This is a genomic window from Streptomonospora sediminis (assembly GCF_054778995.1).
Map to the genome: position 1 here is coordinate 256,149 of NZ_BAAGYZ010000005.1, position 20,184 is coordinate 276,332.

Below are 20,184 nucleotides of genomic sequence, written 5' to 3' on the forward strand. Positions count from 1 at the left end.
ATGCGCGCGGTGCCCGTGCCGCGGCCGCTGCAACGGGTGCCCCGCCGCGGATCGGGGGGCACAGTGGCACGGGCCGCCCGTGGCCTGCGCGTTCCGTCCCCGGGGACGGTGCCGCCCCGTTGGCTCGTCCGGCGGTCCCGTTCGTCCTTCGGCCGTTCACCGCCGAAACCGCGCCCAGCGTGGGAGAATCGCGCCATGCCGGAGATGCGCGCGGTCGAGCTGCGGGTACACGGAGTCAGCGGCGGCCAGGCCGAGGACCTGCTGGATGTCGAGCCCGCCGTGCGGGTTTCCGGCGATCCCCTGGCCGGTTTCTTCAGGTGGCGGCGCAGGCCCGACACCGAAACCGTGCCGGACGTTCCCCGCGAGATCTTCGCCTGGGGAAAACTGACCTCGGGGCGCTCCTCGCGGGCGCTGTGGCTGCTGCTCCTGCCTTTCATGCTGGCCAACATCGCCTACTGGATGCTGCCGGCCCGCAGCGCCGAGGCCCCCTCGCCCGCCATGGCCCTGGCCGAACACGCCTACCGCGCGGCGACCCGGCTGCTGGCGCTGAGCCTGACCGCGCTGCTGGTGCTGGCGGCGGCGGGGGTGGGCATGGACCTCATCGGTTGGCAGTGCGCCGGCTTCGGCCAGCGGTGCGCCGAGCTGCGGCCGCTGCTGGGTGTGCTTTCCGCCCGCGGGGCGCCGCTGGCCGAGCCGGGGCGCGCGCTGGCCGCGGGCGCGGCGCTGCCGCTGCTGGTCATCGCGCTGCTGTGGTCGCTGTCGCGGCGCGGCGCCGACCGGACCGTCACCGCGGCGCTGCCCGAGCCCGTCCCGCGGCCCGAGGCGCCGCTGAGCGACCCCGGCTTCTGGCGCGACTCCGCCACGACCGCGCGGCTGCGCTCGGCGCACATCGCCGTGGCGGTGTCGGTGGTGGCCTTCCTGCTGGCCGCTCCGGCGCTGCGGTACGACTCGCTGTCGGCGGGCGGGTCGGCGGCCGGGACGGCCATCGCCGTGCTGACGGCGGCCGCGGCCGTCTTCAGCGCCGCCTGCGCGGCGGTACCGGGCACCACCGCCAAGTGGCACCGGTCGGCCGACACGGCCGGGTGGATCCTGCGCGACGCATCGCTGGTGCTGCTCGGCGCGGCCCTGGTCTACACGCTGTGGCCGCGGCCGGGTTGGGACGCCCAGGGTCCGCTGCCGTGGTATTCGGCGGTGCTGAACTCGCTGTTCGCCGTCCAGTGCGTACTGGGTGCGCTGCTGCTGGCCGCGGCGGTCGCGCTGTACCGCGGCACCGGAGTGCACAAGCGGGTGCCGCTCGCGGGGATGGCGGGCCCGGTGGCCGCCATCCTGGGCACGGTGCTGGGCGGCGCGCTGTCGGCTGCCGTGGCCTATCAGGCGGCCGGGTGGCTGGGCGGCTGCTACTACCCGGGTGCCGAGGCCGACGGCTGCATCGTGCTGCAGCCGCCGGCCGCCTACTCCTGGCTGCAGCTGGCGTTCACGCTGGAGGCCGCGATCGCGCTGGCGTGCGCGGCGGTCGTGCTGGTGGCGCTGCGGCGGCGGGCGCGCAGCGAGGCCGCCGTTGCGGCGCGGATGTACGGGCGATCGCCCGATGCCCGCCGCACCCGCGACATCGCGCGCGCCCGCGCCTTCGGCCGGGTCGCCGAGTACTTCCCGGCGTGCCTGGCGGCGCTGCTGGTGCCGGTGCCGGCCCTGGTGGGGCTGGTGCTGTACTCGGTCGCGACCGGCCAGCTCACGCCGGTGCCCGGCGGGGGAACCGGGGTGGACCCTGCGGGGGTCACCGCCGGGTGGGCGCAGACGGCGCTGACCATGCTGGTGGCGGTCGGTTCGTTCCTGGGCGGCGCGTTCCTGCTGGCGCTGATGCTGTTGGGCGGGAGCGCCTACCGCGACGAACCGACCCGCCAGGCGGTGGGCGTGCTGTGGGACATCGGCACGTTCTGGCCGCGGGCGGCCCATCCGCTGGCCCCGCCCTGCTACGGCGAACGCGCCGTCCCGCAACTGGTGGCGCGCGTCACCGACATGGCCGATAGCGGGACCGGCGTGGTGCTGTCGGGACACTCGCAGGGGTCGGTGCTGGCGGCGGCGACCCTGTGGCAGGCGCCGGCGCGCTGCCGCAACGGCGTGGCGCTGCTCACGCACGGTTCGCCGCTGTCGCGGCTCTACGCCTGCTATTTCCCGGCATACTTCGGCCCGGAAGCACTGGGCGACCTGCGGCGGCGCGCGGCCCACTGGCGCAACCTGTGGCGCGCCACCGACCCGATCGGCGGGCCGGTCCTGGCGTCAGCGGAACCGGGCACGGGCCCGGACGCAAGCCGCACCGCGGCACCTGCCGCGCGCCCGGCGGCGACCGCCGGTGCCCCGGCGCACCGGGACACCCCGGAACCGGAAACGGGGCGGGTGGGCTACGCCGAGCCGATGCCCGACCCGCGCCACTACGGGGTGCGGGCCGGCGAGGCGCTGTACCCGCCGATCCTGGGCCACTCCCACTACACCCGCGACCCGATGTACGCGGAGTCGGTGCGCTACGCGGCGGCGCTCATAGCCGGCGGGCACGGCAGCGGTGGCGGAGGCGGTGGCGCCGTGCCGGGTGCGGAACGGGCCGATCCGGCCGCCCCTGCCGTTACCCCGGAGCCTGCGGGCCCGGAGCCCGCGGGGCGGTCGGCGCCGAGCGTTCCCGCCGCGCGCCCCGGCGACGGGGCCGCGGCCGAGCACAGCGCGGAGCTACCAGCGGCCGTAGGGCCCCTCGTTGCGCCCGATACCGCGGACGGCGGGGCGGACATCGAGCAGGTAGATGAGGGATGCGACCAGCGCGATGAAGACAAAAAAGCGGACTGAGCTGAACACCGCGCTGAACGAGACGAAGGTCGCCACCGAAAGCAGGATGACCCAGAGCTTCTTGCTCTGCTTGTCCATGGCGGGGAAGGCCTGCCCGGGTGTGCGGATGGCATCGACCAGGGCGAACAGGCTGGTGACGAAGATAGCGATGTAGATGAGCCACCAAAGCATATCCAGGATGCCGAGCACAGCACGCTCCGAACCTCGTGGCGGATGGTCTGCCGGCGGCGCTGCCCCCGGCCCGTCTCCACACTAAACGCGCGAGCGGCCGCAATCGTGCCCCGGCCTCGCAGAGCGCCCGCGATCGCTTTCGCGGCACGGGCGGTGCCGGCGGCAGAACCCCGCGGCCAGCCGGCTACATCGGCATGTGCCAGAGGACCATGATGGCGCCCAGCAGCACCGCGGCGGCGCCGAGTACCGCGGTGGTCTGGGGGCGGGTGAGCTCCGGGACGGGGTTGAGCAGCCGGGTGACCCGGGTGAGGACCTCGGGCTGGTCGTTGGTGACGGCCAGCGCGCCCGCGGGCACCGGCGAAGTGCCCGAAGCGCCGAAGCGCAGCAGCGCCATGGCGAGCTCCTTGGGGGAGCGTTCGCGGCGCGCCTGGTCGTCGGCGCACATCTCGATCAGCAGCGCGACCGCGCGGTAGTGGGTCTCGACCATCTGCACGTGCGGGAAGGCCCGCTTGAGCGAGGAGAACGGCAGCAGCACGAGGTCGTGGCGCTGGCGCAGGTGGGCGTGCTCGTGGGCGATCACGGCCGCGAGTTCGCTGCGGTCGAGCACGTCCAGCGCGCCCGCGCTGATGACCACTTCCGAGCGCAGCACGCCGGGCAGGCAGTAGGCGGCGGCGGCGGGGTGGTCGAGGATGCGCGCCCCGGGGACCTCGGGGTCGTCGTGGGCCACCAGCCCGAGCAGGTCGTGGTGGCGGCGGCGGACGCGCACCACCTGCACGAAGGCGGCCACCAGCCCGCTGAACAGCAGGAGGGTAAGGCTGAAGGCCAGGATCACGGCGCCGACCTGTGTGGCGCCCAGGGAGGTGTCGGCGATCTCGGAGAGGTAGAGGTTGTGCGCGGCGGCGTCGCCGACGAGTGCGATGAGGCCGCCCACAACACCCTTGCCGTAGGGCGCCAGCCCGAAGGCCAGCAGCGCGCCGATGGTGGAGAATCCCCAGGCCAGGCCGAGTACCTGCCAGACGATGACGGCCACGTAGGGCCCCCGGCGGGGCCAGGAGGCCCGGCGGAGCCGCGCCGCTGCGACGAAGCAGCCAACTGCGATGGCGCTGAGCAGTGCGGCACTGACCATTCGGCTACGTCCCCGGCTCGTCGATACCTTCAAGCGCGCGCCGGAGAGCCTCTGCCTCGTTGCCGTTCATGGACCGGACGAAAGCCGCGAGCGCGGCGTCGCGGTCGCCGGTTTCGCCGAGGGCGTCGATCATGAGCTCCGAGACGTAGTTCTCGCGGCTGGCGGCCGGACGGTAGCGCCACGCACGGCCTTCGCGGTCGCGTGCCACAACGCCCTTCTTGGCCAACCGGTCCAGCACGGTCATGACAGTGGTGTGGGCGAGGTCGCGGTCTGCCAGAGCACGGCCGACCTCGCGGACCGTCAAAGGCTGGTTCCGCTGCCACAGTACATCCATCACCGCGCGTTCGAGATCGCCGAGCCGATTCATGACTCCGAGTCTACTCCCGGTAGTACTACACGATGTCGCGGCCCACTGATCGGCCCGCTGCGCCCTGTTTTACCCCGCTTGCGGCCCACGGATACCCCGCGCCCCCGACTCTTCCGCCGTTTCTGCCGGATGCCCCGCCGGCGCACACCGGATCGCCCCGGCCGCGGCCGGCCCGCCGTGCCCCCGTGCCCAGCCGGGGCCGGGAAAACCGGGGATTCTCCCCGAAATATGCGTCACATCCGGGACCCTGGGCAGCACCGCAGGTAGCCGCCGGCGGGTGGGAAAGGGCAAGGGGAGCATGGACATCACGTTGGTGCAGGGCGACATCACCGAGCAGCGGGTCGACGCCGTGGTCAATGCGGCGAACTCGTCGCTGATGGGCGGGGGCGGGGTCGACGGGGCGATTCACCGCGCAGGCGGGCCCGAGATCCTGCAGGAGTGCCGGCGGCTACGTGATACGAGTCATCCCGACGGGCTCGCGGCGGGTGACGCGGTCGCGACCACGGCCGGCCGAATGCCTGCGGCGTGGGTGATCCACACGGTCGGGCCGGTCTACAGCACCAATGAGGACCGCTCCTCCGTTCTCGCCTCGTGCTACCGGCGCAGCCTGGAGGTCGCCGAGGAGCTGAACGCCTCCAGTGTCGCGTTTCCAGCCGTTTCCGCAGGTGTCTACGGGTGGCCGATGAACGGGGCGGCCGAAATCGCCGTTCGGGTCACCCGCGAATCGTCGACTACATTGGGTGAGGTCCGGTTCGTGCTTTTCAACAGGGAGGCCTACGAAGCGTTCGCCCGAGCCCTCGGCTGATACGCCCGGACAGTTCCTTGACCTTGGCCTTTAGGATCTCGGTGTGTTCACAACACTTTCACGCAGAACCGCGGTTCTCGTGGCTTCCTCACTCGTCGTAGCGACAGCGGGCACCCTCGCGGCTCTGCGGGACGAGGTCCCCGAGCCCAGCGGAGCCGCCACGCAGGCCGCCGGTGCCATGCTGCCCGGCGCCAAAGGCACCTCGCCGGTGCATCCGCGCCCCGGCGAGGTCGCCGCGTGCGACAAGTCGGGTTCCGACGAGGTCATCAAGGTCCCCGACAAGGGTGCCCCCGAGGGCGGGCGCCCGATCTGGGTCCACCGGCCGCCCGGCCCCGACAGCGACGATCTGCCGGTGCTCTACCTGCTGCACGGGTCCACCACCACCCACAACGACGTGCGCGAGGCCGGCGTGGCCGAGGCCCTCGACGAGCAGATGTGCCGCACCGGCGTCGAGTTCGTCATCGCCGCGCCCTTCGGCCAGGAGACCGGGGGCAGCGACACCGAGTGGGGCGATGCCGCCGACGGCGACTTCGCGATCGAGACGTTCGTCACCGAAAAGGCCATCGACGCGGTCGAGGGCGAGCACGAGCGCCCGCGCCAACTGCGTTCCATCGGCGGGTTCTCCATGGGCGGCTACGGCGCCGCCGCACTCTCGCTGCGCCATCCCGAGACCTACAGCCAGGCGGTCAGCTGGGCGGGCTATTTCAAGGTCGACGACCCCAGCGACACCTTCGGCGACAATCCGGACGCCCATGCGCCCGACCAACTCCTCGACGAACCGGGTATCAGCGACATCCGTTTCATGCTGGTCGAGGGCGAGGAAGACCACACGCCGCTGCAGACCGGCAGCATCCACGGCGAGGCCGAACGCTTCGCCGAGCTGCTGAAGGAACGCGACATGACGGTCGAGACCCTGCGCCCTGAGGGCAGCCACACCTGGGACACCTGGGTGCCGACCTTCCCGCAGGCGGTCGACTTCCTCGTCAAGGGCTGGACCTCGCCCAGCGGCAACTAGCGCCCCACCGCCCCGCCGGCACGTTATCGGCCGGCCGGCGGCCGCATGGGGCGTCCGGCCGATGACGGGGCGGCGGCCCACCGGCCCACCGGTGCGCGTCGGGCGGGTGCACCCTGCCGCGCTCGGCTCGCACCTGCCGCACCACCCTGTGCCGCCCTGTGCCGCCTGTCCCGCGCCCCGGTTCCCGCACCCGTAGCCGCCCCCCGGCACCGGGGCGCCGACCCTGCGCGGCCATCATGGAACACTGTGCGCCCGCCCCCTGTTGAGCGGAACGGACACCGAGCCGTGTGCGGGCTGCGCGCCGGGTGCGGGGACCGGGCCGCCGACCCCCCGCACCGGTGCCGAAGACCGCCGGAGTGCCCGGTTCCACCGGGCCTGCGGGCACAACGACGGACAGCACCGGAAGGGGCACAGCAGTGGTGGCGGACAGCCCTGACGCGCTTGGGACAGGACCCGCAAAACCTCTGAGAACCGCCGATGGGGCCCCGCCCCCGGGGCCTGGCCCCATCGGCGCACCGGATCTCGACATACCTGACTTCGACGCATCCGCCTCCGGCTCCCCCGACTCCGGCCCCCCTGGCTCCGGCGCCCCCCTTCCCCGCAGGATCGCCTCGATCAGCCTGCACACCTCCCCCTTGGAGCAGCCCGGCAGCGGCGACGCAGGCGGGCTGAACGTCTACACGGTCGAGGTCGCCAAGCGGCTGGCCGCCCGCGGCATCTCCACCGACGTGTTCACCCGCGCCACCGGCCACGACCAGCCGCCGGTGGTCGAGATGCTGCCCGGCGTCACGGTGCACCACATCCCCGCGGGCCCCTACGGCGCGCTGGACAAGTCTGCCCTGGCCCACTACCTGTGCCCGTTCATCTTCGGTGTGCTGCAGGCCGAGGCCCGCAGGGAGCCCGGGCACTACGACCTCGTGCACGGCCACTACTGGCTGTCGGGCCGCGCCGGCCTGGCGGCTGCGCAGCGCTGGGGCGTCCCGCTGGTGCAGTCGATGCACACCCTGGCCAAGGTGAAGAACCTCGCCCTGGCCCGCGGCGACACCGCCGAGCCCGATTACCGGTTGCGCGGCGAGGACCACCTGGTGCGCAACGCCGACCACCTCGTCGCCAACACCGCGGTCGAGGCCGGCCAGCTCGCCGAGCACTACGGCGCCGACCCTTCCCGCGTCAGTACCGTGCCGCCTGGGGTCGACCTGGACGTGTTCGGTCCCGGGCCGCGGCGCGAGGCGCTGCGGCGGGTCGGACTGGCCGACGACACCGAACTGCTGCTGTTCGTCGGCCGGGTGCAGCGCCTGAAGGCACCCGATGTGCTGCTGCGTTCGGCGGCGGCGCTGCTGGAACGCGATCCCTCGCTGCGCGGCCGGCTGGTGGTGGCCATTGTCGGCGGGCTTTCAGGCACCGACCTCGCCCAGCCGCGCCGCCTGGCCGAACTCGCGCGGTCGCTGGGCATCGCCGACATCGTCCGCTGGGAACCGCCGCGCTCGCGCGCCGAACTGGTCGACTTCTACCGTGCGGCCACCGCCACGGTCGTGCCGTCCTACTCCGAATCCTTCGGGCTGGTGGCCGTGGAGTCCGAGGCCTGCGGCACCCCGGTCGTCGCCGCACGCGTGGGCGGGCTGCCCACGGCCGTGCGCGACGGTGTCTCCGGGGTGCTCATCGACGGCCACGACCCCGGCGACTACGCCCGCGAACTGCACCGGCTGGTCCGCGAGCCCGACCGGCGCGCCGCGCTGGGTGCCGCGGGTGTGCGCCATGCCGCCGGGCTGGGCTGGGAGGCCACCGTCGACGGCCTGCTCGGCGTCTACCGTGGAACCCTGGTCGGCGAGCGCCTGCCGCTGGCCGCGGGCCAGTAGCGGGCGGCTCGGGAAACGGGAACGGAAGGCACGGAAGGAGAGGTCACCGGCACATGTCCACGCAAGCCAGAGCCGACGCCGTCGCCGCGGTCGAGACCGCGGTCGCCGAGGCCGGGCTCGAGGTCGAGCGGCCCGGCACCGAGTCGTTCATCGTCGTGCTTCCCGGCCAGCGCAAGCTGAAGACGGTGGTGTGGCTGGGCATTGGCGAGCACAGCCTGCTGGTGAAAACGTTCTTCTGCCGGCGCCCCGACGAAAACCACGCCGATTTCTACCGCTGGCTGCTGCAGAAGAACGCCGGCATGTACGGGATGGCGTTCTCCGCCGACGAAGCGGGCGACGTCTACATTTCGGGCAAGCTGCCGCTGCCCGGTGTCTCGCCCGAGGAGGTCGACCGGCTGCTGGGCTGCGTACTGACCTACTCCGACGACAACTTCAATGCGGCGCTGGAGCGGGGCTTTGCCTCGTCCATCCGCAGGGAATGGGAGTGGCGCTACCGCCGGGGCTACAGTATGCGCAACCTCCAGGCGTTCCGCCGCTTGGTCGAGGAGGACGGCAGCGCGGCCGGCGCCTGAGCGGCCGCCTGTCCGGCCGGCTCCCCGCTCGCCGGGGACGGCCGGATCGGCGGCGTTGGCGGCGGATTGGCCTATACCACCGGCCTCCCAGCGGCACGTCCGCCCTGGCCGAGTCGCTAGGCTGGCTGCCATGGCGACTCTGGTTCTACTGCGACACGGCGAAAGCGTCTGGAATGCCGAAGGGCTGTTCACCGGCTGGGTGGACGTCGACCTTTCGACCGCCGGCGAGGAGGAGGCGCGCAGGGGCGGCGAACTGCTGCGCGACGCCGACCTGCGCCCCGACATCGTGCACACCTCGGTCCTCAAGCGCGCGATCCGCACGGCCAATATCGCGCTCGACGAGGCCGATCTGGTCTGGCTGCCGACCCGGCGCTCCTGGCGGCTCAACGAGCGCCACTACGGGGCGCTGCAGGGCAAGAACAAGGCCCAGACCCGCGAGACCTACGGCGAAGAGCAGTTCATGGTCTGGCGGCGCTCCTACGACACCCCGCCGCCGCCGATCGACGACGGCGACCCCTACTCGCAGACGGGCGAGCGCCGCTACGACCGGCTGCCGCCCGAGCTGATGCCCCGCACCGAGTGCCTGGCCGATGTCGTGGACCGGATGCTGCCCTACTGGTACGACACGATCGTGCCCGACCTGGCGGACGGCCGCACCGTGCTGGTGGCCGCGCACGGCAATTCGCTGCGCGCGCTGGTCAAGCACCTCGACTCGGTCGACGGCGAGACCATCGCCGGGCTGAACATCCCCACCGGGATCCCGCTGGTCTACGAGCTGAACGACGACTTCAGCCCGCGCAAGCACGGCGGCGAGTACCTCGACCCCGAGGCCGCCAAGGACGCGATCGAGGCCGTAAAGAACCAGGGCAAGAAGTAGCGGCGGCGGGCCGCCCCGGCAGCGGGGCGGCCCGCGGCACCGTCCGGCCGGGCCGGGTCAGTACACCAGTGCCTGCGCGCCCTCTTGCAGGGTCTCCTCGACAAAGACGGGGGCGCCGGCGATGCGGATGCCGGAGATCAGGTCGTCCTGGGTGAGTCCCCGCCGGGCGACGCACTGGGTGCAGACCGTGACCCGTCCGCCGGCCAGGACGCCTTCGAGCAGGTCGGCCAGTGGTGCCGCGTGCGGCAGGGTGAACGCCTCGGCGCGGCCCGGGACGGCGTACCAAGCGGATTCTCCGGTGAGCCACAGCGAGACATCGACCCCGCTGGCCACGGCGGCCGCGGCCACGGTGAACGCCAGGTTGCAACGCTCGGGGGCCTCCTCGCCGGAGGTGGCCTTGATCACCAACGTGCGGTTCATACGGGTCAGGTTAACTGCCGCACACCTGCGCCGTGCCCCGGGTTCGGCAACGGCGCATCGGCCCGTTTCGCGGCCGCCGCCGCCCGCCCCGGCGGGTGCGGCGGGCGCACTGGTCAGGCCCCGGCCAGTACCAGCAGCAACCCCGCACAGGCCGACACCACGGTACTGCCGCTGAGCAGCAGCGCATCGGTGGCGCCGGGCTGCTGCGGTTCTGCGGCGGGCTCGCCGCCGCGGTGCTCGATGCGCAGCCGACCGTCCGGCGGGGCGGTGATGACCGGGTGGCCTTCGCGCAGCTCCAGGTAGCCGTGCACGGTGATGGGATCGCCCGGCCGGACGATCCACTCGCGGTACTCGAACTCGATGGTCTCGCCGCGGAACAGGCCGGAGATCCGGCCTTTCACCCGGGGCAGCAGGTCGTCGGCAGGCGCCGGGACACCGCGCTGGGGCCGCCCCACCACCCGCTGGAGGCACAGGTCGGCGCCTGACAGCGCCGCGTCCTCGGGGTCGACCAGGACCGGTAGCCGCTCGCGCCGGGCCCCGGTGCTCTCGGTGCCTCCGGCGATGCCGAAGGTCTCGTCGGCGCCGTAGTCGGCGATGGAGTCGCAGGCGCGCACGCGGACCCGCTCGCCGGTAGCGGTGTCCTCGGTCAGCGACCAGTAGTGCCGCAGCACCTCGTGGCCGTGCCAGACGCAGTCCTTGCGGGCCAGCCGCGACTCGATGGCCCCCTGTGGGCCCGGAACCGCGACACCCGACAGGCTGACCTCGGTGCCGGCCTGGGCCGCGATGGCGCCCGCGTGCAGCCGGCCGGCGTCGCGCCGCTGCGACCAACGGCGCACCGCCCGGACGGCCAGCGGTGCGAGGATCGCCGCGCCCAGCAGGAGGGCCACCCCGATCACCAGCATTCCAGGCCGCCTCTCTTTGCTACGTCGGTGATACCGGCCCCATGGGCTGCCGCCACCTGCGGCGCCGGGCATCGGCATCTTCTCTACCAGGTTCGGCGGGGGCCCGGGACATCGGCGATCGCCGCACCGCGACCGGCCGCGCCCCCGTGCACACATGAGTGAACACCGTAGTACCTGATGGGAGAGTCCGGACCGTTAATAACATCTGGATTACAGCCCCCGTGCAGCCAACAGGAGTGAACACACGGTGTCACCGGCCCGCTGATCAGGATGCTCCGCAGTGCCCGGAAACCGGCTACGCTCGGAAACCATGCAGTCAGAGCAGTCAGAGGTACACCCCGACCTGGAAAAGCTGGCGTTTTTGATCGGCCGCTGGGAGGGGGTGGGTGTCGCCGGCTATGCCGACATGGCCGAGTTCCAGTTCGGCCAGGAACTCGAGTTCACCAACGACGGCGGACCCTATCTCGGCTACCGCAGCCGGGTCTGGCGGCTGGCACCTGATGGTTCGCCCAGCGAGCTGTGGACCTCCGAGGCCGGTTACTGGCGCTGCCGCCCCGAATCCGGGCAGGCACCGAGCGAGGACGCGCCCGCGATCCACGTCGAGGCGCTGATGACCCACCCCGAGGGCTACAGCGAGGTCTACCTCGGCTCGGTCTTCGCCAACCGGGTGGAGTTGACCACCGATGCCGTGCTGCATACCGAGACCGGCGAGCAGGTGACCGCGGGCAAGCGGCTCTACGGCCTCTTCGGCGAGCAGCGCGAGACCCTGGGCTACGCGTGGGACATGGCGGCGCGCGGCCACGAACTGCGGTCGTTCATGTCGGCTCAGCTCAAGCAGCCCGACCAGGCGGGCCAGGCCGGTCCGACCGGCTGAGCGGGCGGGTCGCCGAGCGGCCGGGCGGGCGGTGCGCCGCGCAGCGGTGTACGTGCGCGCCCGGCGCCTGCGCGCACCGCCGCCCGCACAACGCGGCGGCGGCAGCGGGGCGGAGGCAACGGCCCTTGAACAGGGCGGATCCCCGGGGTGATCTCCGCCGCGGTGCGGCGGGATCGCGCCGGATGGACAAGTTCCGGCGACCCGGGGATCTGGGTGTCCACGGTGGATTCGCTAGGGCGAACCGACCTAGTGTCGCCCTAGCGGGCGGACACCTCGCATGTCCCAAACGTCTTCACTGTTCGGACCACCTCCTTTCCTGCGTACGAACGACACTACGGCGCATGCTCAACGCCGGGCAACTGATTTTTTCTGACCATTTAGTCCGATTCGTCCGGTCCGCTTTCGGCTCCCCGACAGCCCAGTTCGACGGGCCCGGCCGATGCGGCCGGCTCGGCGCGAGCGCGGGCGGAAAACGTGTCCTCCCGCACCCTTTCCGGCCCCGGGCGGGCCGCCGCACCAAGCGTTCGGGCGCATACCATCGGAGGTATGACTTCGCCGCTGTTGACGCGTCCCGGTGCCGTCGCCGCCGCTCCGCCGGACTCCGATGTCGCCGCTCACTACGGCGAGCCCGCGCAGGAGGGCCGCGCGATCGACCGCAGCGCCGCCTGGATCGACCGCAGCAACCGCGGGGTCGTGCGCGTGAGCGGCCCCGACCGGCTGAGCTGGCTGCACAGCCTCACCAGCCAGCACCTCACCGACGCCGCCCCCGGCACGGCCACCGAGGCGCTGATCCTCGACACCAAGGGCCACATCCGCTTCCACCTGTCGCTGGTCGACGACGGCGGCTCCGCGTGGATCCACACCGAGCCCGGCGCGGCCGCCGACCTCGCCGCCTTCCTCGACTCCATGCGGTTCATGCTGCGCGTCGAGATCGACGACCTCAGCGACTCCCGCGCCGTGCTCACCGTCGCCGGCCCCGACCGCGAGGCCGCACTCGCGCTCGTGCCCGACCTCGGCACCGGCATCCCGATGCGCCGCACCGACTCCGGCACCGACCTGTTCCTGCCCGCCGAATCGCTGGGCCCGGTCGCCGCCGCGCTCAGCGACTCCGGCATCCGGGCCGCGGGCATGTGGGCGCACGAGGCCGCGCGCATCGCCGACCACCGCCCGCGGCTGGGGCTCGACACCGACCACCGCGCCATCCCGCACGAGATGGGCTGGGTGGGTCCGGCCGTACACCTTGAGAAAGGCTGCTACCCGGGCCAGGAGACCGTCGCGCGGGTGCACAACCTGGGGCGCCCGCCGCGCCGCCTGGTACTGCTGCACCTCGACGGCACCCCCGAACGCCTGCCCGAACCCGGTGCCGCGATCGAGCTGGAGGGCCGGTCGGTGGGTACCGTCGGCTCCTCCGCCCGCCACCACGAGTTGGGGCCGATCGCGCTCGGGCTGCTGAAACGCACCGTGCCGGTCGAAACCCAGCTCACCGCCGACGCCATCGCCGCCGCGCAGGAGGTCATCGTGGCGCCCGATACCGGCGCCAACGCCAACATCGAGCTGCGCCGCCGCCCGGCCTGAGCTCCCCCGCGGGCGCCGCGTCGGCGCCGTGGTGATCTGCGCGGCGGGGATCCACTAGGGTGCTGCTGCGTGATGCGCGGCGCCTCGCCACGCCGGCGGTCCCGCCCCTCACCACCGACGCGTATCGGACCCCCATGCACGACTTGGCAGTAACCCTCCAGTTGATCGCGCTGATCCTGGTCGGCGCGGGCTGTTTCCTGTGGTGGCGCGCCATGCGGGCGCGTGCGCACCGGCGCGGCCTCGAAACCACGCCCAATTACACGCTCGGCCGGCTCGGTGGGATGGCCGAGCTTCCCGACAGGGCCGAGGTGCTGGCCGATGCCGGCGCCGGGCCCGAAGGGCTGCTCACGGCGCCGTACTCGCAGACCGAGTGCGTGTGGTTCCGGGTGGAGGTGGTGCACCACACCTACGCCGACGAGACCGGCGACCGGCTGGAGCTGAACCCGGTCTTCGACCTGCACTCCCACGAGCCCTTCGCCCTCACCGACGTCACCGGGTCGGCCACCTGCCGCCCGCACTGGGTCGATGTGGAGCACGCCGACCTGGTGCACGACCGCTTCGAGCAGGGCGCGGTCCCGCCCGCCGACCCGCTGTCGCCGGCGCATCTGGCCGCCGACGAGCGCGGCGTGTGCACCGCCGGCACCAAGGTCGCCGGCCCCGCCGAGCTGACACCCGGCTGCACCTTCCGCGAATGGGTGGTCCGCCCCGGCGAACGCATCTTCGTCCGCGCGTTCCCGCACCGCAAGGACGGCGGCATCGTGCTGGTCGGCGGCGAGGACGAGCCGATGACGATCTCCACCCGCAGCGAGCAGGAACTCATCCGCGCCGACCGGAGCAAGGAGGCGCTGGGCTTCACCGTGCTGCCGGTGACCGCGGTCCTGCTGGTCCTTGCGCTGCTGCTGGGCTGATCGGCTGATCCGGCGCGCTGGTGTGCCGTGCGGAAACGCGCGAAGCTCAACGCCGAGACGGGCGTTTCCGCACGGTCTTCACCAGCCGTTGGGCACTACAGCGCCGCTGCCAACCGCTCCTGGTGCAGGGCCTCGCCCCACGACGGCGGCAGCGGGGCGAGCTCGCCCACCCGCATGCGCAGCAGCAGGTCGGCCAGTTGCGGGTTGCGCGGCAGCGCGGGGCCGTGCAGGTAGGTGCCCAGCACCTGGCCCTGGAAGGCGCCTTCGGTGTGGCCGTCGTTGCCGATACCGGAGACGGTCCGCGACAGCGGCGCGGCGCCGGGGCCCAGCGTGGTGCGGCCCTGGTGGTTCTCGAAACCGGTGATGCGGCCGCCGCCGAGTTCGGGGGCGACGTCGGCGACGATCTCGCCGACCGCGCGGGTCTCGCCGCGCCCGCTGCGGATGTCGAGGATGCCGACACCGGGCAGCGGGTTGTCGTCGTCGTCGCCGTAGGACTCGCCGACGATCTGGTAGCCGGCGCAGACCGCCAGCACCGCCGCGCCGCGCTCGACGGCCCGTTTGAGACCGCCGTCGGAACGCAGCCGCTCGGCCGCGAGGATCTGCGGGCGGTCCTCGCCGCCGCCGAGCAGGTAGATATCGCCCTCGGTCGGCACCGGGTCGCTGGAGTACACGTGCACGGTCTCGGTGGGGATACCGCGCTGCTCGGCGCGCCGGCGCAGGATCAGCGCGTTGCCCTGGTCGCCGTAGGTGCTGAGCAGGTCGGGATAGATCCACACGATGCGCAGCACGCTGCTGGTGTCGCTCATGGTTTGGCCCTTCTGGCGCCTACTGGACGCGGCCGTATTCGGCGCGGATCTGCTGGAACGCCGTGTAGTTGGCGATGACGTCGATCTTGGTGGTGTCGGGCTGCTCTGCCTTGGTCTTGGCGACCACGTCGCTGACGCGGTCGGCGACCTCGAAGGCGACCTCGTCGGTCTCCAGCCGCAGCGCCAGGTCGGTGCGCCGCTCGCCCATGACGAACACCCGCCGGCCGCGCAGCACCGTGTAGTCGACGTCCCACAGCCAGGAGGTGTCCTTGCCGTCGGGGATCTGCGCGTTCACCGAGAGGATCACCGGCACCCGCGGCGGGTCGAGCACCGCGAAGGACTCCAGCCAGCCCGCCGGGTTCTTGGACAGCAGCAGCCGGACCTCGACGCCGTCGGTGACCACGGAGGTGTAGCGCCCGGCGACCGAGTGGATCTCCTGCAGGCGCGGCAGGGACTGCGCGGGCTGGATGCCGTAGGCGGAGACGGTGGCCATCGCGATCGCGGCGTTGGCGCGGTTGGCGTCGCCCGGCAGGTTCAGCCGCAGCGGCCAGCTCTGCCCGGTGGGGTCGGTCACGCTGTCGGTGGCGTTGTCGACCGACCAGGTGGCCTCGGGGCGGCGCATCCCGCACTCGGGGCACTCCCAGTGCGGGTCGGGGTCGCGCTTGAGGTGGCCGCCGCATTCGGGGCAGCACCAGGAGTCCTCTTTCCAGCGCTGTCCCGCCGAGACCCAGGTGGCGTAGGGGGCGCCCATGCCCGCCCAGGCGACGAGGGGGTCGTCGGCGTTGGCGACGACGTGGGCCTGGGTGCGGCCGAGCGCGTCGCGCCACTTCTTGGCGAGGAGGTTGATCTCGGAGGCGCGGTCCATCTGGTCGCGGCTGAGGTTCATCAGCACGACCACGGCCGGGTTGGTGGCCCGGAGCACCTCCGGCAGGTACTTCTCGTCGACCTCCAGCACGCCGTCGCGGGCATCAGGGCTGTTGGCCAGGGCGGTGATGTGCCCGGTGGGCATGTTGGCGCCCTGTTCGTTGGTGGCCACGGGCCCGAGCTCCCGCAGCGCCGACGCGATCAGCCGCGTCGTCGTGGTCTTGCCGTTGGTCGCACTGACGAGTGCGAGCCGGCGGCCGCGCGCAAGCTGGCCGAGCAGGTCGGGCTCGACCTTGAGCGCGATCTTGCCGCCGATGACGGAGCCGTCGCCGCGCCCGGTGGCCCGGGAGAGCGAGGCGGCGCCCTTGCCCATGGCAGCGGCCAGTTGGGCACGCAAGGGAAGTTCGCTCATGATCCCCACAACGTTCGAAAGAGTCTGCGATGCGCCTGGGCGCCAGGCGGTGGTTCACAGCCTATTGCCCTGCCCGGACCGCACGGATCGCCGGAGCGCCCGCCTTGGCAGGGGCGGCCCCCGGTTCCGCGGTCGCCGGGAAGCGGCCAGGTTACCGGAGCACCGGGGCGCGCGGGTTGCCGGCCGCCCCCGGTGCCGGTTACCCGGCCCCGCGCCAGTCCAGCCGCTCGGCGGGCGGGCCGAGGTTGGCCGGCGGGGTATCGCCCGCGCCGTCGGCCGCCGGCGCGCCTCCCGCTGCTGCGGCGTCGGGGTCGGGGGCGCCGGGGGACTCTTCGACCGTGCTGAGGGTGGCGGTGGGCAGGGTCAGGATGCCCGGGTTGGCGTCGGCCGGCACCGGGCCGTCGGGGCCGGGCAGCACCATGGCCGTGGGAGGCAGGGTGCGCAGCCCGTGCACGTCGGCGCGGTGGCCGCTGAGCGTGTCGGCCGGGCCGCCCTGCGCCGGAGACCCGGACGAGCGGGACGGGCCGGAAGGTTCGCCGGATCCGGTGCCGCCGTCGATTCCCGCGGCTTGGGCGGTGGTGCGCCCCCAGGTGGTCGCGGTCCGCATGTGGCGCACCAGGTCCAGCGGCGCCAGGGACGCGGCCGCGTTGCGCATGGACACCGGCCCCGTGACGTCCTCGGCGCTGTCGGTGACGTAGCCGTCGGCCACGGAGTCGCTCAGCGCCTCGCCGATGACCTCGGTCAGCCGGTGCAACCGCAGGGCGGGCGCCCGCCGGCGCCCGGAAGCGGTGCCGCCGCCGGGTTGGGCGCCCCCGTTCTGGAACAGCACCGGTAGGACGCGCGCCGCTGCGGCGGCGGTGGGCTGGCGCATGACCACCGGGAACCGGCCCTCGCCGGTCAGCCAGTGCGCCGCGTCCTCGGCGACCTCGCGGAACAGCAGCACCAGTCCGGCGCCCGCGAAGGACGCGGTCTCGCCGAGGCGCTCCAGTTCGTGGGCGGGCAGCATTTCGGCGCCGGCGACCACGACCGTGTGCTGCCAGGCCCGCCCGGGGGTCTCGGCGCGGGTGGCGCGCAGCTCCAGCAGTTCGCTGAGCGCGGCCACGGTGTAGGTGCCGTAGGCGCGGGCGGCGACGTCGCCGAGGGTGCGGTCGGTGGCGATGACCTTGATCTGCGCGTAGGGTTCCTCGGCTGCGCGGCGGCCGACGCCTTCAAAGGGGGCGAGGTGCTGCTCCAGCTCCCAGGCGCGTTCGCGCACCGCCCGGTCGCCGCCGCAGCGGGCGCGCAGCTCGCCGCGCTGTTCGGTGGAGACCTGCTGCAGCGCGGGGTCGGTGTCGCCGCCGGGGTCGCCGGCCGGGGTGCTCAGCGCCCGCAGCCCGCCGATGAGGCCGGCGATGCTGATCTCGGGCCCCAGCACCTCGAACAGCCGCAGCAGCAGGGTCTCGTCGGCGTCGATGTCAGCCTTGGCGTCGGAGGCGCAGGCCAGCGACGCGAGGATGCGGGCGCGCTGGCCCGCCCCGAGGTTGGTGCCGAGGTTCATCCGCTGCAGATCGGCGGGCAGCACCCAGACCCGCGGGATCACGGCCGAGCGTTTCACCAGCGAGGTGAGTTCGGCCGCTGCGCCGCGGCCCGACAGGTCGACCACGGTGAGGTCGCCGCCGATGCGCAGCAGCGAGGCGCCCACGGTGGTCAGCAGCGCCGACCAGCCGGCGTCGCCGCCGCCCGCGACGACGACGGTGTGCGTGCCGTCGGGCGGGCGCACGCTGTACCAGCGGGGCTGGGACTCGTAGACGCGTTTGCGGGTCTGCCACTGGGCGTAGGCGCGGGCGTGCTCCTCCTGGCGTTCGCGCAGGTCGCGGTCGCGGGCGGAGCGCTCGGCGGCCAGTCGGCGCTCCTCGGCGCCCAACCGCTCGCGCATGACCCGGCGGCCCTGCAGCAGCGCCACACCGACCGGCAGGGCCACCACCGCACACGCCAGGAACCCGCCGAGCGCCAGCAGGCCCGGCAGCACGCGCAGCGGCCACAGCAGTACGCACAGCAGCGCGAGGACCGCCAGCACCGCCAGCGCGATGTAGAGGGGGCGGTTGGTGCGGGCCTCGTCGGCGCGCTGCGCAGCGAGCCACTCGGGGCTGATGCGGATCTGGTCGCCGGGTGCGGGGCGGTGCGGCGGGGGGCCGGGGTCGGGTACCGGCACCTCGTAGCGCCATCCGAGATAGGTGGGGGTCGGATGCGCACCCGATGGGTGTTCGGCCACCTCGAAGCACCTCCTGCCCGGCGTCGGGGGCGGCCGGGTCGGCATCGCGGGGTATGCGGAGATCGTGCGGAGACTACCGCAGATGTTGGCAGGAGGCCGCCCGGTTGTCACGGCCCGGCGGGGATTGCGGTCGCTGCGCGGCACCCGGGTGCCGCGGGTTCACAGGTTCAGCAGCAGCACACCGGCTGCGACCACTGCAGCGGCGGCCATCCGGACCCGTCCGAAACGCTCGCCGAAAACAGCGGTGCCGATCAGCGCGCCGATGATGATGCCGGTCTCGCGCAGGGCCGCCACACCCGCCAGCGTGCCGACCGTCTGCGCCCACAGCACGAGCCCGTATGCGGCCATGGACAGCATGCCGCCGAGTACGCCGACGCGCCACACCGGCCGCAACTGGGCCACCAGGGCGCCGCGGCGGGTGGCCAGGGCAACGGCACCGTAGAAAGGGCCCTGCAGGATCATCAGCCACGAGATATAGGCGAGCGGGTCGCCGGAGGAGCGGACGCCGAAGCCGTCGACGAGGGTGTAGGAGGCGATGGCCAGCCCGGTGGCCAGGGCGGCGCCGATGGCGGGCAGGTGGGCGCGCGTGGGGCGCCCTTGGGAGAACGCGAGCGCGCACAGCCCGGCCGAGACCACCAGCACGCCGCACAGGTGCGACAGCGGCAGGCGCTCGCCGAACAGCAGGGCGGCTGCGAGGGCCACCACCCAGGGCGCGGTGCCGCGCGCCAGGGGGTAGACCTGCCCGAAGTCGCCGAGTCGGTAGGAGAGCATGAGCCCGCCCATGTAGGCGATGTGCAGGAGTACCGAAACCCCCAGCGCCGGCCACGAAGCGGGAGCGGGCAGGCCGGTGAACGGCGCCAGCAAGGCGCCGAACACCATCCCGCCGGCGCCGATGAGTGCGAAGCCCACCAGCCGGTCGGTGATCGAGTGGGCGATGGCGTTCCAGACCGCGTGCAGCAGGGCCGCGGTCAGGACGGCGGCGACGGCGAGAGCGGGCATGGCGTCCGGGGGGTCCGTTCGCTTCGGCAGGGCGCCGGGAAGCCGGCGCACGGCCGGCCAGTTTAGCTTCCGGACATTCCGGGTTCATCGCTGGTTTCCGTCCGCGGCCGCCTGCGGGCGGGGCCGCGGCGAGCCATCCCGCCGCCCCCGGGCAACACGCACCGGAAACGCAGCGGGCGCCGGTGCCGGCGGGGGTTCCCGCCGGCACCGGCGCCCGGGTGCTTGCCGCTGCCGTGCGTGCTCAGGCGTCGATCTGGAGGTCGATCACCTTTCCGGTCTCGGCACTGACGGCGTACTCGGCGGTGAAGCCCTTCGAGGCCAGTACGCGGACCTTCCACGCGCCATCCGCCGCGAAGAAGCGGAACGTGCCCTCGGCGCCGGTGGCCACCTCGCCCACGAAGTCGTCGGAGCCGTTCAGCAGGCGCGCGTAGGCGCCGCTGAGCGGCACGCCGTCGCGCCGCACGACCCCCTGGATCACCGCCTGGTCTCCGGCATCGACGTCGGCCAGGGCGACGCCGCCGACCGGCGCGCCGCATCCGTTGTCGCTCACAG

19 protein-coding genes are annotated in these 20,184 nt (G+C 73.2%); 9 read left to right on the forward strand and 10 right to left on the reverse strand.

Annotated features, from left to right (window positions below; all coding sequences use genetic code 11):
• Positions 1 to 195 precede the first annotated feature (195 nt).
• The gene (locus tag ACYVD5_RS01735; protein ID WP_460999060.1) at positions 196 to 2,832 is read left to right on the forward strand and encodes a hypothetical protein; all 2,637 of its coding nucleotides are present in this window, start codon (positions 196 to 198) and stop codon (positions 2,830 to 2,832) included.
• Here the strand turns inward: ACYVD5_RS01735 and ACYVD5_RS01740 are convergent.
• From ACYVD5_RS01740 to ACYVD5_RS01750, 3 genes are all read right to left on the reverse strand, one after another.
• Positions 2,719 to 3,012, reverse strand: a complete 294-nt coding sequence (locus tag ACYVD5_RS01740) for a DUF2516 family protein (RefSeq protein ID WP_460999247.1) — start codon at positions 3,010 to 3,012, stop codon at positions 2,719 to 2,721. The two genes, ACYVD5_RS01735 and ACYVD5_RS01740, sit on opposite strands and share 114 nt — an antisense overlap.
• Before the next feature lie 175 nt (positions 3,013 to 3,187).
• On the reverse strand, positions 3,188 to 4,129 hold the full coding sequence (locus tag ACYVD5_RS01745; protein ID WP_460999061.1) for a M56 family metallopeptidase: 942 nt from the start codon (positions 4,127 to 4,129) through the stop codon (positions 3,188 to 3,190).
• Between the two features lie 4 nt (positions 4,130 to 4,133).
• Positions 4,134 to 4,496 (reverse strand): BlaI/MecI/CopY family transcriptional regulator, encoded by a 363-nt coding sequence (locus ACYVD5_RS01750; RefSeq protein WP_460999062.1) that lies wholly within the window; start codon positions 4,494 to 4,496, stop codon positions 4,134 to 4,136.
• A 298-nt stretch (positions 4,497 to 4,794) separates the two neighbouring features.
• Between ACYVD5_RS01750 and ACYVD5_RS01755 the strand changes: the two genes are divergently transcribed.
• The 5 genes from ACYVD5_RS01755 (at position 4,795) to ACYVD5_RS01775 (ending at position 9,621) form a co-directional block, all read left to right on the forward strand.
• Positions 4,795 to 5,301, forward strand: coding sequence for an O-acetyl-ADP-ribose deacetylase (locus ACYVD5_RS01755; protein WP_460999063.1), 507 nt, complete (start codon positions 4,795 to 4,797; stop codon positions 5,299 to 5,301).
• 43 nt (positions 5,302 to 5,344) lie between these two features.
• Positions 5,345 to 6,316: an alpha/beta hydrolase gene (locus ACYVD5_RS01760; protein WP_460999064.1), complete on the forward strand. Its 972-nt coding sequence runs from the start codon at positions 5,345 to 5,347 to the stop codon at positions 6,314 to 6,316.
• Positions 6,317 to 6,921: 605 nt separating this feature from the next.
• The gene (gene mshA / locus ACYVD5_RS01765) at positions 6,922 to 8,172 is read left to right on the forward strand and encodes a D-inositol-3-phosphate glycosyltransferase (protein ID WP_460999248.1); all 1,251 of its coding nucleotides are present in this window, start codon (positions 6,922 to 6,924) and stop codon (positions 8,170 to 8,172) included.
• A 53-nt stretch (positions 8,173 to 8,225) separates the two neighbouring features.
• Entirely contained in the window at positions 8,226 to 8,744 is a 519-nt protein-coding gene (locus ACYVD5_RS01770; RefSeq protein ID WP_460999065.1) for a type III secretion system chaperone family protein, read from the forward strand.
• 130 nt (positions 8,745 to 8,874) lie between these two features.
• Positions 8,875 to 9,621, forward strand: coding sequence for a phosphoglyceromutase (locus ACYVD5_RS01775; RefSeq protein WP_460999066.1), 747 nt, complete (start codon positions 8,875 to 8,877; stop codon positions 9,619 to 9,621).
• A gap of 57 nt (positions 9,622 to 9,678) precedes the next feature.
• On the opposite strand, the gene ACYVD5_RS01780 is transcribed toward ACYVD5_RS01775, so the two are convergent.
• Positions 9,679 to 10,041, reverse strand: a complete 363-nt coding sequence (locus ACYVD5_RS01780; protein WP_460999067.1) for a DsrE family protein — start codon at positions 10,039 to 10,041, stop codon at positions 9,679 to 9,681.
• A 113-nt stretch (positions 10,042 to 10,154) separates the two neighbouring features.
• On the reverse strand, positions 10,155 to 10,943 hold the full coding sequence (locus tag ACYVD5_RS01785) for a GIDE domain-containing protein (RefSeq protein ID WP_460999068.1): 789 nt from the start codon (positions 10,941 to 10,943) through the stop codon (positions 10,155 to 10,157).
• A 310-nt stretch (positions 10,944 to 11,253) separates the two neighbouring features.
• Here ACYVD5_RS01785 and ACYVD5_RS01790 point away from each other — a divergent pair, with 310 nt between their 5' ends.
• The 3 genes from ACYVD5_RS01790 (at position 11,254) to ACYVD5_RS01800 (ending at position 14,300) form a co-directional block, all read left to right on the forward strand.
• Positions 11,254 to 11,817, forward strand: coding sequence for a nitrobindin family protein (locus tag ACYVD5_RS01790; protein WP_460999069.1), 564 nt, complete (start codon positions 11,254 to 11,256; stop codon positions 11,815 to 11,817).
• A 546-nt stretch (positions 11,818 to 12,363) separates the two neighbouring features.
• Positions 12,364 to 13,392, forward strand: coding sequence for a CAF17-like 4Fe-4S cluster assembly/insertion protein YgfZ (gene ygfZ, locus ACYVD5_RS01795; RefSeq protein WP_460999070.1), 1,029 nt, complete (start codon positions 12,364 to 12,366; stop codon positions 13,390 to 13,392).
• 134 nt (positions 13,393 to 13,526) lie between these two features.
• Entirely contained in the window at positions 13,527 to 14,300 is a 774-nt protein-coding gene (locus tag ACYVD5_RS01800; protein WP_460999071.1) for a GIDE domain-containing protein, read from the forward strand.
• Positions 14,301 to 14,395: 95 nt separating this feature from the next.
• On the opposite strand, the gene ACYVD5_RS01805 is transcribed toward ACYVD5_RS01800, so the two are convergent.
• The 5 genes from ACYVD5_RS01805 to ACYVD5_RS01825 form a co-directional block, all read right to left on the reverse strand.
• Positions 14,396 to 15,106: a type 1 glutamine amidotransferase gene (locus ACYVD5_RS01805; protein ID WP_460999072.1), complete on the reverse strand. Its 711-nt coding sequence runs from the start codon at positions 15,104 to 15,106 to the stop codon at positions 14,396 to 14,398.
• Between the two features lie 19 nt (positions 15,107 to 15,125).
• A complete protein-coding gene (locus tag ACYVD5_RS01810; RefSeq protein ID WP_460999073.1) occupies positions 15,126 to 16,382 on the reverse strand; it encodes a MurT ligase domain-containing protein in 1,257 nt (418 codons plus the stop codon).
• A gap of 199 nt (positions 16,383 to 16,581) precedes the next feature.
• The gene (locus ACYVD5_RS01815) at positions 16,582 to 18,633 is read right to left on the reverse strand and encodes a hypothetical protein (RefSeq protein WP_460999074.1); all 2,052 of its coding nucleotides are present in this window, start codon (positions 18,631 to 18,633) and stop codon (positions 16,582 to 16,584) included.
• A 159-nt stretch (positions 18,634 to 18,792) separates the two neighbouring features.
• A complete protein-coding gene (locus ACYVD5_RS01820; protein ID WP_460999249.1) occupies positions 18,793 to 19,632 on the reverse strand; it encodes an EamA family transporter in 840 nt (279 codons plus the stop codon).
• Positions 19,633 to 19,873: 241 nt separating this feature from the next.
• Positions 19,874 to 20,182 carry a DUF1416 domain-containing protein gene (locus ACYVD5_RS01825; protein WP_460999075.1) on the reverse strand — a complete coding sequence of 103 codons (309 nt, stop codon included), beginning with the start codon at positions 20,180 to 20,182 and terminating at the stop codon, positions 19,874 to 19,876.
• Positions 20,183 to 20,184: the final 2 nt, after the last annotated feature.